Consider the following 14,371-nt stretch of genomic DNA (forward strand, 5'->3'; position numbering starts at 1 on the left):
TTACCCGTAGGCCCGGTAAGCGCAGCGCCACCGGGCTCTTTTCCGCCACGTCCGGCATTGAAATCCTCTACACTTAACCCCATTCTAGATCCCATATGCACAGCGCCGGATGCGCGCTTCATTCACCTATTTCAACAGGACAGCGTTTATGACCAATCCATTACTGACGCCTTTTTCGTTGCCGCCGTTTTCTAAAATCCTCCCTGAGCATGTGGTTCCAGCCGTTACGCAATCGCTGGACAACTGCCGCGCGGCGGTAGAAAGCGTGGTAGCGCAGGGCGCGCCGTACACCTGGGAAAATCTGTGTCAGCCGCTGGCCGAAGTGGACGACGTGCTGGGGCGTATCTTCTCCCCGGTGAGCCACCTGAACTCGGTAAAAAACAGCCCGGAATTGCGCGAAGCCTACGAACAGACCCTTCCGCTGCTCTCTGAGTACAGCACCTGGGTTGGCCAGCACGAAGGGCTCTACAAAGCCTATCGCGACCTGCGCGACGGCGACCACTATGCCGAACTGAACACGGCGCAGAAGAAATCGGTCGATAACGCCCTGCGTGATTTTGAACTGTCCGGGATTGGCCTGCCAAAAGAGAAGCAAACCCGCTACGGTGAAATCGCCGCGCGCCTGTCCGAGCTGGGCAACCAGTACAGCAACAACGTGCTCGACGCTACCATGGGCTGGACGAAGCTGATTACCGACGAAGCTGAGCTGGCCGGTATGCCGGAAAGCGCGCTGGCGGCGGCAAAAGCCCAGGCCGAGGCGAAAGAGCAGGACGGTTTCCTGTTAACGCTGGATATCCCGAGCTATCTGCCGGTGATGACCTACTGCGACAACCAGGCCCTGCGCGAAGAGATGTACCGCGCGTACAGCACCCGCGCCTCCGATCAGGGGCCGAATGCCGGTAAGTGGGACAACAGCCCGGTCATGGCGGAAATCCTCGCCCTGCGTCACGAGCTGGCACAGCTACTGGGCTTCGAAAACTACGCCGATAAATCCCTCGCCACCAAAATGGCGGAGAATCCGCAGCAGGTACTCGACTTCCTGACCGATCTGGCGAAACGCGCCCGTCCTCAGGGTGAGAAAGAGCTGGCCCAGCTGCGCGCCTTCGCGAAAGCGGAGTTCGGCGTGGACGAGCTGCAGCCGTGGGACATCGCCTACTACAGTGAAAAACAGAAGCAGCACCTCTACAGCATCAGCGACGAGCAGCTGCGCCCGTACTTCCCGGAAAACAAAGCCGTTAACGGCCTGTTCGAAGTGGTGAAACGCATCTATGGCATCACCGCCAAAGAGCGTACCGATATCGACGTCTGGCATCCGGACGTGCGTTTCTTCGAGCTGTATGACGAGAAAAACGAGCTGCGCGGCAGCTTCTATCTCGATCTCTACGCGCGTGAGAACAAGCGCGGCGGGGCGTGGATGGACGACTGCGTGGGCCAGATGCGTAAAGCCGACGGTTCTCTGCAGAAGCCGGTCGCCTACCTGACCTGTAACTTTAACCGTCCGGTGAACGGCAAACCGGCGCTGTTCACCCACGATGAAGTGATCACCCTGTTCCACGAGTTCGGTCACGGTCTGCACCACATGCTGACCCGCATCGAAACCGCAGGCGTGGCGGGCATCAGCGGGGTGCCGTGGGATGCCGTCGAGCTGCCAAGCCAGTTTATGGAAAACTGGTGCTGGGAGCCGGACGCGCTGGCGTTTATCTCCGGCCACTATGAGACCGGCGAACCGCTGCCGAAAGAGCTGCTGGATAAAATGCTGGCGGCGAAAAACTACCAGGCGGCGATGTTCATCCTGCGTCAGCTGGAGTTCGGCCTGTTCGATTTCCGCCTGCACGCCGAGTTTAGCCCGGAGCAGGGCGCGAAAATCCTTGAGACCCTGGCCGAGATTAAAAAGCAGGTTGCCGTTATTCCTGGGCCAACCTGGGGCCGCTTCCCGCATGCCTTCAGCCACATCTTCGCTGGCGGCTACGCGGCGGGTTACTACAGCTACCTGTGGGCAGACGTGCTGGCGGCAGATGCCTTCTCTCGCTTCGAAGAAGAGGGGATCTTCAACCGCGAAACCGGCCAGTCGTTCCTCGATAACATCCTGACCCGCGGCGGGTCTGAAGAGCCAATGGTGCTGTTCAAACGCTTCCGCGGCCGCGAGCCGCAGCTGGATGCGATGCTTGAGCATTACGGGATCAAAGGCTGATTGTTACGTGAAGATCTGCTTAGTTGATGAAACAGGCGCCGGAGACGGCGCCTTATCTGTTCTGGCGGCCCGCTGGGGGCTGGAGCACGATGAAGAAAACCTGATGGCGCTGGTGATGACGCCGGAACATCTCGAATTACGCAAGCGCGACGAACCGAAGCTCGGCGGGATTTTCGTCGACTTTGTCGGCGGCGCGATGGCGCACCGGCGCAAGTTTGGCGGCGGTCGCGGCGAGGCAGTGGCCAAAGCGGTCGGCATTAAAGGGAGCTACCTCCCGGACGTGGTCGATGCCACGGCGGGGCTGGGGCGCGACGCGTTTGTGCTGGCGTCTGTCGGCTGTCGCGTGCGGATGCTGGAGCGTAATCCGGTGGTCGCTGCGCTGCTCGACGACGGGCTGGCGCGGGGCTATGCGGACCCGGAAATCGGCCCGTGGCTGCAGGATCGTTTGCAGCTGATCCACGCCTCCAGCCTGACGGCATTGACGAATATCACCCCGCGCCCGCAGGTGGTCTATCTCGACCCTATGTTCCCGCATAAGCAGAAAAGTGCGCTGGTGAAGAAAGAGATGCGGGTGTTTCAGTCGCTGGTGGGGCCGGATTTGGATGCCGATGGTCTGCTGGAGCCGGCTCGTCAGCTCGCGACGAAGCGGGTGGTGGTAAAGCGTCCGGATTATGCGCCGCCGCTGGCGGACGTTGCGACCACTAACGCGGTGACCACGAAAGGGCACCGGTTTGATATTTATCCGGGGACGCCGGAATAGTGCGGGTTGATGCCCTCACCCTAACCCTCTCCCACAGGGAGAGGGAACAAACATTAAAAACGGCAACCATGTTGCCGTTTTGCTTTTACCTTGTAGGCCCGGTAAGCGTTAGCGCCACCGGGCTTTTTTGCACTTACTCGTCTTCTTCGTCACGCAGTGGAACAATCAGCATATCCACGTGAACTGTGTTTATCAGCTGGCGCGCTGAAGACATCAGCTTGCTCCAGAAGTCCTGATGGTGACCGCAAACCACCAGGTCCATGTCGTATTTCTTGATCGCATCAACCAGCACCTGGCCCAGATCGCCGCTGCCGCTCAGGGTTTCGGTAATTGGATAGCCCGCGTTGGTGGAGAGTTCGCTCAGGGCATGGTGAGTCTCTTCGGAAATGCGTTTTTGCATATCGCCAAGATTCACGTCGATCAGACCGGTGTAGAGGTCGGAGTAATTCACGTCAACGTGAATCAGCGAAACTTTCGCGTTGTAGGGACGTGCCATGGATACCGCTTTATCAACCAGCACTTTGCTCTCAGGGGAGAGGTCAACCGCGATGAGAATGTGTTTGTAAGCCATAGTGTTACTCCTTCCTTAAGTTATCGATGACTAAGTGAGAATGCCGTCGTCTGATACTTTCATTACGGCCCAGTTAAACATATTTTTCAAGCTTTGGTGTTGATAACGATTAACCTTGTGGCAAAAAAATTAACGGATCTCCTACACTATAAAATGAGCCGTTCGGATATTAAAACGCGAACCGGATCGACTTCTGGTCATTCTTTCACTGAACTGTCTGTCAGGGCATTGGGGTGCGGTAGCTCAGGAGCCTTGCTTCGTGGGCGGACGCCGGGGAGGATGTATGATTAGCACCGTCGCATTGTTTTGGGCGTTATGCGTGGTTTGCATAGTGAATATGGCGCGCTACTTCTCATCGTTACGTGCGCTGTTAGTGGTACTTCGTGGTTGCGATCCGTTGCTTTATCAGTATGTGGACGGTGGAGGGTTCTTCACCTCGCATGGACAGCCCAGCAAGCAGATGCGTCTGGTGGGATACATCTACTACCAGCGCTACCGCGATCATCACGATGAAGAGTTTATTCGTCGCTGCGAGCGCCTGCGTCGTCAGTTCATTTTGACCAGCGCCCTGTGCGGGCTGGTCGTGGTCAGTATGATTGCATTGATGATTTGGCACTGAGCATCACAGCAGGCGGGGAATGCCCCGCCTTCTTTCATCTGGCTCAGGGCTTAACTGAGAACCGGAGACTGGAGATATTGTTCTCAATCGAAATAACCTTTCCGCTATAGGCAATGTTCACTTCCCCGCTTGTATCAATACTGGCCGAGGTTATCGTGCCTGTACCTTCGATTACCGGATACTTCATAGCAAGCTGATGGATAATATTAGTGTCTTTCCCTGCAAGCGCCCCCGAGAGATAGTAACGGTAGATTGGTTGTACGGTTGTGCCAGCCTGATTGTTCACGGTCATATAGAGCCAGACGCTATCGGATAATTTATAAACGTGCTGTAGCTCATCGCTATTTCGCTGATTGGGCTGATGGTTTAACCAGAGAAATCCAATGACCAGAACCAGAAGCGAAACGGTAACAAGGCGATGAATCCATTTAATAGCCGTTTTGAATGGCATAGTCTATTCCGTCATGGGTGTTGTTTGGACTGAGAACATTCGCGAGGATAATAGTTATTTGTGCAGTAAAAATCTGAACAGATAGTGTTCAGATTGTCCTGATTACAGCACTGGATTGAGTAAAAAAAACAGCCATAAAAAAAGCGGGTCAGTTTCCTGACCCGCTTTTTTGTCGTCTTCAACCGATTAAATCAGCTTCAGCGAAATCCAGTACAAACCGCCAGACAGCAGGATGGATGCCGGAAGGGTGAACACCCAGGCCATCAGAATGTTGGTCACGGTTTTGCGCTGCAGACCGCCACCGTCAACAATCATGGTACCTGCCACGGACGAAGAGAGTACGTGGGTGGTGGATACCGGCATACCTGTGTAGCTCGCCAGACCGATAGACACTGCCGCCGTCATCTGCGCGGACATACCCTGCGCATAGGTCATGCCTTTCTTACCGATCTTCTCGCCGATGGTGGTCGCCACACGACGCCAGCCAATCATCGTACCGATACCGAGCGCCAGCGCGACGGCCATGATGATCCAGATTGGCGCGTACTCGATGGTGTTGAGCATATCGCCTTTCAGTTTCTTCAGGAGACGCTGGTCGTCCGCATTCACGTCAGGCAGCTTCGCCACTTTATCCGTCACATCAGAGATGCACAGCATAATGCGACGCAGCTGACCACGCTGCTCAACGGTCAGTTTGTCATAACTTTCGATATTGCCCAGCATGCCTTTCGCACGTTCCAGCGCGTTAATCGCGTTTGCCGGATGGCAGTGGAACTCGCCTGGTGCAGTCGTGGCACCGGCTTCCGGAGAAGGGATTAACTGGTCAACGCCCGTCGCCTTCTTCAGCAGTTCAGGATGCTGCTGGAAATAGGTTTCGACGTTATTTACCGCATCGCGGGTACGGGTGATTTCGTAGCCGGAGGCATTCATGTTGACCACGAATCCTGCCGGTGCAACGCCAATCAGTACCAGCATCACCAGACCAATGCCTTTCTGACCATCGTTCGCGCCGTGTGAGAAAGCCACGCCGATAGCGGAAATGATCAGGGCAATACGCGTCCAGAATGGCGGCTTTTTCTTGCCGTCTTTCTTTTCACGCTCTGCCGGCGTCAGGTGAATACGGGAGCGTTTTTTGGTATTGCTCCAGTAACGACGCAGGATGAAGATCAGCCCGCCAGCCACCACCAGACCCACGATAGGGGAGACGATGAGTGAGGCAAAGATCCCCAGTACTTTCGGGATATTTAACGCATCAACAACCGAGGTACCGGTCATGAGGGCATTCGTTAACCCGATACCGATAATCGCGCCGATGAGGGTGTGAGAACTGGATGCAGGCAGGCCGAAATACCAGGTACCGAGGTTCCAGATAATTGCAGCAAGCAGCATTGAGAACACCATAGCGAGGCCATGGCCAGAACTAACGTTAAGCAGCAGATCCGTTGGCAGCATATGCACGATGGCATACGCAACGCTCAGTCCGCCCAGGAGGACACCAAAAAAGTTAAATACCGCCGCCATAACAACCGCAAGCTGCGATCGCATTGCGCGAGTGTAGATAACCGTCGCTACTGCGTTTGCAGTGTCGTGGAAGCCGTTGATCGCTTCGTAAAACAGTACAAAAACCAGAGCAAGCAATAATAAAAGCCCGGTATGTAAATCCAGGCCGGCAAACAAATGTAGCATAGGACGTTACGCCATTTTGAGGACATGAACGCGGCGCATTATCCAGGACAAATGCGCGGCGGGCAAAGTGAAATATAGACTTTTTTTGACATACCACCTGATTTGAGAAAAGCACCAGAAAGGATATTCTTTAAATTTCAATGGAATGGCTTTGTAATATCTTTTTACGCTGGTGTGACCACAGAGGAAACTTTACAATCCGCGGCAGTTAACAAAGAGGGTTTTGACGTGGAAAGGTTTGATGCCGTGGTAATTGGCGCCGGTGCGGCGGGTATGTTTTGTGCGGCAATGGCCGGACAGGCGGGTCGTCGCGTGCTGCTGCTGGATAACGGTAAAAAGCCCGGCCGTAAGATCCTGATGTCCGGCGGCGGGCGCTGCAACTTTACTAATCTGTATGTTGAACCCGCGGCCTATTTGAGCCAAAACCGTCATTTTTGTAAATCTGCGCTGGCGCGCTACACCCAATGGGATTTTATCGACCTGGTGGGTAAGCACGGCATCGCGTGGCATGAAAAGACGCTGGGACAGCTGTTCTGCGACGACTCCGCGCAGCAGATTGTCGATATGCTGGTGGCCGAGTGCGAGAAGGGCGGCGTTGTCATGCGCCTGCGCACGGAAGTGCTGGAGGTCGCCCGCGACGACCAGGGCTATACGCTGCAGCTGAACGGTGAAACCGTCAGCGCGGATAGCCTGGTGATCGCCAGCGGCGGCCTGTCTATGCCGGGACTGGGCGCCTCCCCGTTCGGCTATAAGATTGCCGAACAGTTTGGCCTTAAAGTCTTGCCCACTCGCGCCGGGCTGGTGCCGTTTACGCTGCACAAACCGCTTCTTGAACAGCTTCAGACGCTGTCTGGCGTGTCTGTTCCCTCGGTCATTACCGCCGAAGACGGGACGGTGTTCCGCGAAAATCTGCTCTTTACCCATCGCGGCCTCTCCGGCCCGGCGGTACTGCAAATCTCCAGCTACTGGCAGCCGGGGGAGTTTGTCACGGTGAATCTGCTCCCCGATTGCGATCTCGACGCGTTCCTTAACGAGCAGCGTACCGCGCACCCGAATCAAAGCCTGAAAAACACCCTGGCAATGCAGCTGCCAAAACGTCTGGTGGAATGTTTGCAGGCGCTGGGGCAGATCCCGGACGTGTCGCTTAAGCAGCTTAACAGCCGCGAGCAGGAGATGCTGGTGGAAACCCTGACAAACTGGCGCGTTCAGCCAAACGGCACCGAAGGCTACCGTACGGCGGAAGTGACGCTGGGTGGCGTTGACACGAATGAGCTTTCGTCCCGCACTATGGAAGCACGCAACGTGCCGGGGCTCTATTTTATTGGCGAAGTGATGGATGTGACCGGCTGGCTCGGCGGGTACAACTTCCAGTGGGCATGGGCAAGTGCCTGGGCGTGTGCTCAGGCGCTGGCAGAAGACAAGTGACATAAGATCACTGCCACTCGTCGCGGATGGCTTTACGGACCGACGGGGGGGACGTCCGTCACGGCCAGAATATTGCTCGCGGCCACGGTCCCCATCTTGATATATGACGCTGCGGTAACGCCGCCAATATGCGGTGAAATAACCACGTTTTCTACGGACTGCCAGAGGTGCGGCGCGGTTAGCGGCTCGTGGGTAAAGCTGTCCAGCGCTGCGCTGTGCAGCGTGCCATCCCTGAGCGCCGCCAGTAACGATTCACTGTCGATCAGCCCACCGCGTGCCGTATTGACCAGAATTGCGTTCCGCTTGCAGTGTGCAAGCGTCTCGCTATTGATCATCCCCCGATTCTCATCGGTCAGCGGACAGTGTAAAGAGATAACATCGGAACGGGAAAGAAGTCCGTTCAGCGTCTCTGCGCGTTCGCACAGGGCAGGCATGGACTTCGCGTAAGGATCGTAAGCCAGCACCTTCATGCCGAAAGCGTGACCAATAGCCGCCACGCGCGAGCCGATGGCACCTAATCCGATGAGCCCTAGGGTTAAGCCCTCCAGTTCAATGGATTTATGCGTCGCCTTATCCCAGTGCCCGTCTCGCAGCCGCTTGTCCAGAGGCACCACTGACTTTGCGCAGGCGAGGATCAGCGCCCAGGTATGTTCAGCCACTGCCGCCGCGTTTGCGCCTGGCGCAGCCCGGACGGCGATGTTGCGCTCGGCCGCTGCCGTCTGGTCTATCACATCGATCCCGCTTCCGTGCTTGGAAATAACCTGCAGAGCCGGGGCGGCATCCATAACTTTCGCGGTGATCCTGCCGTAACGTACCAGGATCGCCACAGGATTGTGTCGTTTACACAGCGCGATCAGGTCATCTTCTGTGGGCTGGCGGCCCGCAAACACTACCTCAAAGCCCTGTAACATGACCATGGCCTGCTCCGCCAGGTCGCTTCCTGTAACCAGAACTACGTCTTTGCCCCCCATCACAGCGTCTCCCCGTCGCTCAACATACCTGCCTTACGAAGCGCGTCATCAAGCCAGTGTGGACGTAAATCGCCTTCACGGATGGCGGCAAGACGCCGGGTCTCCATCTCCAGCTTTTCTTTTGCCAGAGCGATAACCTCCTGAACCTCATCGCGCGGGATAACGACCACGCCGTCGATATCCGCGACAACCAGATCCCCGGCCTGAACCGTCGCCCCGGCGACTGAAATGGGATGATTCACCCGGCCAGAAATTAACTTTGTCGGGCCGCAGGGGTTCAGACCGGCAGAAAAGACGGGGTAGAGACCTTTGCTCAGGGTATCGGCGTCACGTACAGCCCCGTCAATAATAATGCCCGCAATGCCGCTCGCCTGAGCCTGAGTGGCCATGATTTCCCCCAGCAGCGCGCAGCTCAGGTCGCCTTTGCCATCGACGATCAGGACATCGCCGGGCTGCGCCACCGCCATCGCGGCATGAATCGCCAGATTATCACCCGGACGGACTTCAACGGTGATGGCCGGACCCGCAACGGACATGTGTGGGGCCAGCGGTTTGATGCGGCCATGAAGCGTACCGCGGCGACCGGCCACGTCGGCCAGAATAGCTGCCTGATACTCGGCAGCCCGACGAACGTCCTCAGCAGAAACGCGCTCGAACTGGCGATTAATCGGTTTTTTATCAGTAACGGACATAAATGCCTCCATATTGTTTTACTGAGTACAATGCAGGTGTACAGAACAAAACAACTATAGCGGTGTTGCTTTCCTTTTAGCCAGATCCGAGATGGCGTTTGTGATGTAAACACGAAGTGACTCACAAAATTTGAGGTACACTCACTGCCGGGCTAACAAGGAGATAATGATGGGGAATGAAGGCGTTGTAGCGGTTGAAAAAGCGCTGGCTTTACTGGATTGCTTCCGTCCTGGGGATGAGAGCCTGACGCTGACCGCGCTGGCACAGCTGTCGGGTTATCACAAAACCACGGTTTACCGCTTGATGAATTCTCTTGAACGGATGAATTACGTCGTCAGGCATGAAGACGGCAATTATGCGCTGGGCCCACGTCTGCTTTACCTCGGCAAGCTGTATGAACAATCTTTCCATCTTTCCCGGGTGGTTCAGCCAGAGCTTCAGGCCTTATCCCTGGCGTCTCAGGAAAGTGCCAGCTGGTATGTGCTGGAGGGAGGGCAGCGGCTTTGCCTGTTTCGCGCTGAAGCGTCGCACGGCCTGCGACACAGCAATCTTCCCGGCAGCCAGTTCCCGCTCGATAATTCGGCCATCAGTAAGGTATTGCGTCATTGGGGGCTCAATGAAAGCCTGCCGGAGGAAGACGCTGAACTCCCATTCTACACGTCAGGCGCACGCGATCCCCACACCGCTGCGTTTGCGATGCCTGTCTTCGGCGTTCACGACAAGCTGGTTGCGGCGTTAGCCCTGACCGGCCCCATCTCGCGGTTGACGGAAGATCGTCGTGAGAAGGAGATAGGGCAGTTGATGAAGGCGGCTGCAAGCCGTCTGTCGCAGAAAATGGGTGCCAGCAAGCCCTTCTGTCAGCAGTTCTTTGGTGAAACGAGCGACGCGGCGGAAGAAAATCTTTAAACGCAGAAGCGGGACAAATGTCCCGCTTCTGTCATCGCTAATGCGTAACCTGTTTTTCGTGTAGCTGAGCGCGGCGGGCCTGTCGGCCCATAATGAGCACCGCGATGCCCCCGGCCACGCACAGCGCGGCCAGCGGAAGCATAGCCAGCGTGTAGCTGCCCGTCCGCTCATTGATAATGCCGTACGCGTTTACCATCACCGCCCCGCCTATCAGGTTTGCGATGGCGCCGATCGCGGCCAGTCCCGCCGCCGCTGAGGTACTGCTCATCCAACCGGACGCCAGCGCCCAGAAAGGCCCTTTCATTGAATAAGCGCCTATCAGCATAATGCTGAGGATAACGATCGTGGCAGACAGCGAGACGCTTACAAAGGCGGCGAACACGCCGGCGGCAATCATGAACAGCGTGAGCGCGGTATGCCAGCGGCGTTCGTTGGTACGATCGGAATTCCGTCCCCATACAATCATCAGAACCGATGCCAGACCGTAAGGAATGGCGTTAAACAGACCTGTCTCAAGGTTATCGAGATGGAAGGATTTAAGCAGTTGAGGAGACCAGACGCTGATGGTGGTGCCCGCGGACGATGCGCCCGCGTAAATCAGCGCCATCAGCCAGATTTGGCGATGCTTCAGCAGCTGCCACGTGGTCTGGTGTCCAATGTTCTTTTGCTGGCTACGCTCGGTCTCAAGCGTGGTTTCCAGCCACTGTTTCTGTTCTCTGCTAAGCCAGCTCGCCTGATGAGGGCGATCCCGAAGAATAAACCAGGCTGCAATACCCAGCAGCACCGCCGGCAAGCCTTCAATAATGAACAGCAGATGCCAGCCGCGAAGACCCAGCCAGCCATCCAGTGACAGTATCAACCCGGAAAGCGGCGAGCCGATGAAGTTAGCGAGCGGAATAGCGACCATAAAGGACGCAATAATGCGTGCGCGATAGCGGGACGGGATCCACCAGGTCAGATACAGCACGACGCCCGGGAAGAAGCCCGCCTCTGCAGCACCGAGAAGAAAACGGACGATATAGAGCGACGTAGTGTTCTGCACCAGGGCCATACACATGGAGACGATGCCCCAGCTGATCATAATGCGCGGGATCCACAGCCGGGCGCCGACTTTCTGCATGGCCAGGTTGCTGGGTACTTCAAACAAAAAATAGGCCACGAAATAAAGGCTGCTGGCGAAGCCAAACGCGGCTTTGCTGAGGCCAAGGTCCTCATTCATCTGCAGCGAAGCCATGCCGATATTCCCGCGATCGATAATGGAGACCAGGTAACTGACAATCAGAAACGGGAGAATACGCCAGATCACCTTCCGCATCGTCTCTCTTTCTATGTCCTCGGTGGCGGTAGCGCCGTTACGTAAATGTTCTGTCATTGTGTCCTCGCAGGGTTTGTTCTTTTGTTTTATTAGGTACAACTTAGTTTTATTAAACAAAACCACTATAGCGACGGCGCGTGATTTTTATCCAGTTAATGGAAGGTTTAAATGATGTAAATAAGAGGTGACTCACAGATAGTGCGCTTCAGATATATCGCTCAAAGCAGTCGAACCAGCCGCAAAGAGGGCACGCTGCAAGGGGAATAATCACGCAGCGCAATTATTGCACCAACTTTTCCTCGCCATTCAACTAAGCTTCGACCAGATGCCCCGCCTCGTTCGCGGGGCCATATCCCTTTTGGTCGAGCACGCATCATGCAGCTACTCAGTATTATTATTTTGCTTACCCTCACCGTGGTGATCCATTCGCTGTGGATGTTTGGCGTTTTAAAATTCATTACGTTAGAAGTCGATTCTGCGGTACGTATTGTGTTACGCAACGTCGGTATCGTCATCTCCATGATCTTCGCCCATCTTCTTGAGGCCGGACTGTTTGCTGCGTTTTATTCTGCCATCGACGCGTTTAATGACTGGAACACCAGCTTCTACTTTTCGCTGGTGAGCTACGCGACGGTAGGATACGGCGACGTCACGCTACCCCAGCACTGGCGGCTCATCGGCGGCGTGGAAGGGCTGGTGGGCGCGTTGATGGTGGGCTGGTCCGTGGCGGTTCTGGTGGCGGTGCTGCAGCGTTTGCGCGGCATGAGCGCCTAAACGGCAGATGCACGAACCCCGTCGGGTAAGGTAAAGTACCCCTCCTTGCGCGGCCAGAAGGCTGCGATTTTGAGGGCGAAGAGGCTGATTAACGGCCCGCCCTTTTCTGTTCCTGGTTTACGCCAGTTTGCATGGTGTTGTGTTTTGTCTGCCAAAAGGGTTTTGTATGTCTGCTGCTCATCTCGGTTTCCCGACGGAAACCGTTGTTGTCTTTGTGGTGATGGCCGTTGGGGCGATGTTTATCGACCTCTTTATGCACCGTCACGATAAACCCGTCTCGCTGAAAAGCGCGGCGATGTGGTCCATTTTCTGGGTCATGATGGCGATGGCCTTCGCCGGATTCCTGTATGTTCACCACGGCGCCGAAATGGCGAGCCTGTTCCTCACCGGCTATGCGCTGGAAGAGGTGCTCTCCGTCGATAACCTGTTCGTGATGATGGCGATCTTCGCCTGGTTCGGCGTGCCGGATAAGTACCGTCACCGCGTGCTCTACTGGGGCGTGCTGGGGGCGATTGTCTTCCGCGGCATCTTTGTGGCTATCGGCACCAGCCTGTTAAGCCTGGGGCCGTACGTTGAGGTGATCTTCGCGCTGGTCGTCGGCTGGACGGCGGTGATGATGCTCAGGCGCAATGAAGAGAGCGACGAAGTGGAGGATTACTCGGGTCATCTCGCCTATCGCCTGGTGAAGCGCTTCTATCCGGTCTGGCCGAAAATCAGCAGCAACGCCTTTATTCTGACCCAGAAAGAGGTGGATGCGGAGCTTGAAAAACCGGAAAACCAGGACGTGATGGTCGGACGCGTGAAGAAGGCGAAGCGCTATGCGACGCCGCTGCTGCTTTGCGTAGCCGTCGTCGAGCTCTCTGACGTCATGTTCGCTTTTGACTCCGTGCCGGCCATTATTGCCGTGAGCCGCGAGCCGCTGATTATCTACAGCGCAATGATGTTCGCTATTCTCGGCCTGCGTACGCTTTACTTCGTGCTGGAAGCGCTGAAGCAGTATCTGGTGCACCTCGAGAAAGCCGTGGTGCTGCTGCTGTTCTTCGTGGCGTTCAAGCTGGGGTTAAATGCCACCGACCACTTCTGGCATCACGGTTACAGCATTGGTGCCACGGCCAGCCTGTTTGTGGTATTAGGCGTGCTGGCGCTGGGGATTATTGCGAGCGTGATGTTCCCGGGGAAACGTACTGCCTGATGCATCGCCCGGTGGCGCTTCGCTTACCGGGCCTACGGTTTGATTTTCTCCCTCTCCCTGTGGGAGAGGGCCGGGGTGAGGGCACCAGACCGCACCTAACCCTTAATCGGTGAATTCCGGCGCTTGCGCGGGTGATGGAAGTGTCGCCAGTGCGGATCCTGCGCCGCCGCCAGCAGCTCGTGGTCGCCGCGGGTGTCGCCCCAGGCGCGCAGGTGATAGGCGTTCAGATCGCCATACACTTTTTCCAGCCTTGCCACCTTCTGGGCGCAGCGGCAGTTATTGCCCGTGATGCGCCCCGTCAGCTTGCCGTCTTTCACTTCCAGCTGCGTGCCAATCAGCTTAATGCCGAGCTTATCAGCCCACGGCTGGAGCACCAGCGCCGGGGACGCGGAGCAGATGGTCACCTCCGCACCGGAATTTACCTCAGCCGCCACCGCCAGAACCCCTTCAGGGCGCATCAGCTTGTTCCAGTATTTTTCGCAAAAGGCTTCCGCCTGCTGGCGCAGCCAGTGTTCATCCACGCCCGTCAGGAACGTTTTGATCAGCACTTCCTTCAGCTCATCGCGCGTCAGCTTGCGGCGCACGCAGTGGAGCGTAGGCAGCGCCATGCGCACCAGGCGGCCCGCGAAGTAACGTTTACCGAAGGCAAAACGCAGGAAAGGAATAAAGCTGTCGTGGTGCGTTAATGTCCCGTCAAAGTCAAAGACAGAGAGCACGCTGGATTTAGCCACCGTCTCGTCGGCAATCATATTGGTCATAAATACGTCTTAGCTGAAATACACATTCTGCGGATCAGTTTACCTGCTTTAGCTGGACA

At 56.3% G+C, this 14,371-nt stretch carries 14 protein-coding genes; 7 read left to right on the forward strand and 7 right to left on the reverse strand.

What is annotated here, in order from left to right; genetic code table 11:
- Positions 1-148 precede the first annotated feature (148 nt).
- Both prlC and rsmJ read left to right on the forward strand, forming a co-directional pair.
- Entirely contained in the window at positions 149-2,191 is a 2,043-nt protein-coding gene (prlC, locus tag P346_RS03535) for an oligopeptidase A (RefSeq protein ID WP_032662146.1), read from the forward strand.
- A gap of 7 nt (positions 2,192-2,198) precedes the next feature.
- Complete coding sequence (gene rsmJ, locus P346_RS03530; protein ID WP_032662148.1) at positions 2,199-2,951, forward strand: 16S rRNA (guanine(1516)-N(2))-methyltransferase RsmJ; 753 nt, start codon at positions 2,199-2,201, stop codon at positions 2,949-2,951.
- A 133-nt stretch (positions 2,952-3,084) separates the two neighbouring features.
- On the opposite strand, the gene uspA is transcribed toward rsmJ, so the two are convergent.
- Positions 3,085-3,522, reverse strand: coding sequence for a universal stress protein UspA (uspA, locus tag P346_RS03525; RefSeq protein ID WP_003861223.1), 438 nt, complete (start codon positions 3,520-3,522; stop codon positions 3,085-3,087).
- A 283-nt stretch (positions 3,523-3,805) separates the two neighbouring features.
- Between uspA and uspB the strand changes: the two genes are divergently transcribed.
- A complete protein-coding gene (uspB, locus tag P346_RS03520; RefSeq protein ID WP_003861224.1) occupies positions 3,806-4,141 on the forward strand; it encodes a universal stress protein UspB in 336 nt (111 codons plus the stop codon).
- A 43-nt stretch (positions 4,142-4,184) separates the two neighbouring features.
- Here the strand turns inward: uspB and P346_RS03515 are convergent, their stop codons facing one another.
- Both P346_RS03515 and pitA read right to left on the reverse strand, forming a co-directional pair.
- Positions 4,185-4,592 carry a hypothetical protein gene (locus tag P346_RS03515; RefSeq protein WP_032662149.1) on the reverse strand — a complete coding sequence of 136 codons (408 nt, stop codon included), beginning with the start codon at positions 4,590-4,592 and terminating at the stop codon, positions 4,185-4,187.
- A gap of 186 nt (positions 4,593-4,778) precedes the next feature.
- Positions 4,779-6,278 carry an inorganic phosphate transporter PitA gene (gene pitA, locus P346_RS03510; protein ID WP_008503116.1) on the reverse strand — a complete coding sequence of 500 codons (1,500 nt, stop codon included), beginning with the start codon at positions 6,276-6,278 and terminating at the stop codon, positions 4,779-4,781.
- Positions 6,279-6,506: 228 nt separating this feature from the next.
- Between pitA and P346_RS03505 the strand changes: the two genes are divergently transcribed.
- Positions 6,507-7,703, forward strand: coding sequence for an NAD(P)/FAD-dependent oxidoreductase (locus P346_RS03505; protein ID WP_029740248.1), 1,197 nt, complete (start codon positions 6,507-6,509; stop codon positions 7,701-7,703).
- Between the two features lie 32 nt (positions 7,704-7,735).
- Here P346_RS03505 and P346_RS03500 read toward each other — a convergent pair whose 3' ends face one another.
- On the reverse strand, positions 7,736-8,674 hold the full coding sequence (locus tag P346_RS03500; RefSeq protein ID WP_032662150.1) for an NAD(P)-dependent oxidoreductase: 939 nt from the start codon (positions 8,672-8,674) through the stop codon (positions 7,736-7,738).
- Entirely contained in the window at positions 8,674-9,366 is a 693-nt protein-coding gene (locus P346_RS03495) for an RraA family protein (protein WP_032662151.1), read from the reverse strand. The genes P346_RS03500 and P346_RS03495 overlap by 1 nt, the downstream gene beginning before the upstream one ends.
- A gap of 169 nt (positions 9,367-9,535) precedes the next feature.
- On the opposite strand from P346_RS03495, the gene P346_RS03490 reads away from it, so the two are divergent.
- A complete protein-coding gene (locus tag P346_RS03490) occupies positions 9,536-10,273 on the forward strand; it encodes an IclR family transcriptional regulator (protein WP_023309548.1) in 738 nt (245 codons plus the stop codon).
- A gap of 37 nt (positions 10,274-10,310) precedes the next feature.
- On the opposite strand, the gene P346_RS03485 is transcribed toward P346_RS03490, so the two are convergent.
- Positions 10,311-11,645: an MFS transporter gene (locus P346_RS03485; protein WP_032662152.1), complete on the reverse strand. Its 1,335-nt coding sequence runs from the start codon at positions 11,643-11,645 to the stop codon at positions 10,311-10,313.
- Between the two features lie 318 nt (positions 11,646-11,963).
- Here P346_RS03485 and P346_RS03480 point away from each other — a divergent pair, with 318 nt between their 5' ends.
- Together P346_RS03480 and P346_RS03475 are read left to right on the forward strand one after the other, a co-directional pair.
- A complete protein-coding gene (locus P346_RS03480) occupies positions 11,964-12,362 on the forward strand; it encodes a potassium channel family protein (RefSeq protein ID WP_032662153.1) in 399 nt (132 codons plus the stop codon).
- Positions 12,363-12,528: 166 nt separating this feature from the next.
- Positions 12,529-13,554: a TerC/Alx family metal homeostasis membrane protein gene (locus P346_RS03475; RefSeq protein WP_023333744.1), complete on the forward strand. Its 1,026-nt coding sequence runs from the start codon at positions 12,529-12,531 to the stop codon at positions 13,552-13,554.
- A gap of 95 nt (positions 13,555-13,649) precedes the next feature.
- Here the strand turns inward: P346_RS03475 and P346_RS03470 are convergent, their stop codons facing one another.
- Positions 13,650-14,312 carry an HAD family hydrolase gene (locus tag P346_RS03470; RefSeq protein ID WP_014885577.1) on the reverse strand — a complete coding sequence of 221 codons (663 nt, stop codon included), beginning with the start codon at positions 14,310-14,312 and terminating at the stop codon, positions 13,650-13,652.
- Between the last annotated feature and the right edge of the window lie 59 nt (positions 14,313-14,371).

Source organism: Enterobacter sp. DC1, assembly GCF_000568075.1.
Lineage (GTDB): Bacteria > Pseudomonadota > Gammaproteobacteria > Enterobacterales > Enterobacteriaceae > Enterobacter > Enterobacter asburiae.

What these genes read in the sequence shown, in the direction of transcription:
- P346_RS03475 (WP_023333744.1), top strand. Translation starts at nt 12,529, where the DNA reads ATGTCTGCTGCTCATCTCGGTTTCCCGACGGAAACCGTTGTTGTCTTT.
- pitA (WP_008503116.1), bottom strand. Translation starts at nt 6,278, where the DNA reads ATGCTACATTTGTTTGCCGGCCTGGATTTACATACCGGGCTTTTATTA.
- uspA (WP_003861223.1), bottom strand. Translation starts at nt 3,522, where the DNA reads ATGGCTTACAAACACATTCTCATCGCGGTTGACCTCTCCCCTGAGAGC.
- P346_RS03495 (WP_032662151.1), bottom strand. Translation starts at nt 9,366, where the DNA reads ATGTCCGTTACTGATAAAAAACCGATTAATCGCCAGTTCGAGCGCGTT.
- P346_RS03490 (WP_023309548.1), top strand. Translation starts at nt 9,536, where the DNA reads ATGGGGAATGAAGGCGTTGTAGCGGTTGAAAAAGCGCTGGCTTTACTG.
- P346_RS03470 (WP_014885577.1), bottom strand. Translation starts at nt 14,312, where the DNA reads ATGACCAATATGATTGCCGACGAGACGGTGGCTAAATCCAGCGTGCTC.
- prlC (WP_032662146.1), top strand. Translation starts at nt 149, where the DNA reads ATGACCAATCCATTACTGACGCCTTTTTCGTTGCCGCCGTTTTCTAAA.
- P346_RS03500 (WP_032662150.1), bottom strand. Translation starts at nt 8,674, where the DNA reads ATGGGGGGCAAAGACGTAGTTCTGGTTACAGGAAGCGACCTGGCGGAG.
- uspB (WP_003861224.1), top strand. Translation starts at nt 3,806, where the DNA reads ATGATTAGCACCGTCGCATTGTTTTGGGCGTTATGCGTGGTTTGCATA.
- P346_RS03515 (WP_032662149.1), bottom strand. Translation starts at nt 4,592, where the DNA reads ATGCCATTCAAAACGGCTATTAAATGGATTCATCGCCTTGTTACCGTT.
- P346_RS03485 (WP_032662152.1), bottom strand. Translation starts at nt 11,645, where the DNA reads ATGACAGAACATTTACGTAACGGCGCTACCGCCACCGAGGACATAGAA.
- P346_RS03480 (WP_032662153.1), top strand. Translation starts at nt 11,964, where the DNA reads ATGCAGCTACTCAGTATTATTATTTTGCTTACCCTCACCGTGGTGATC.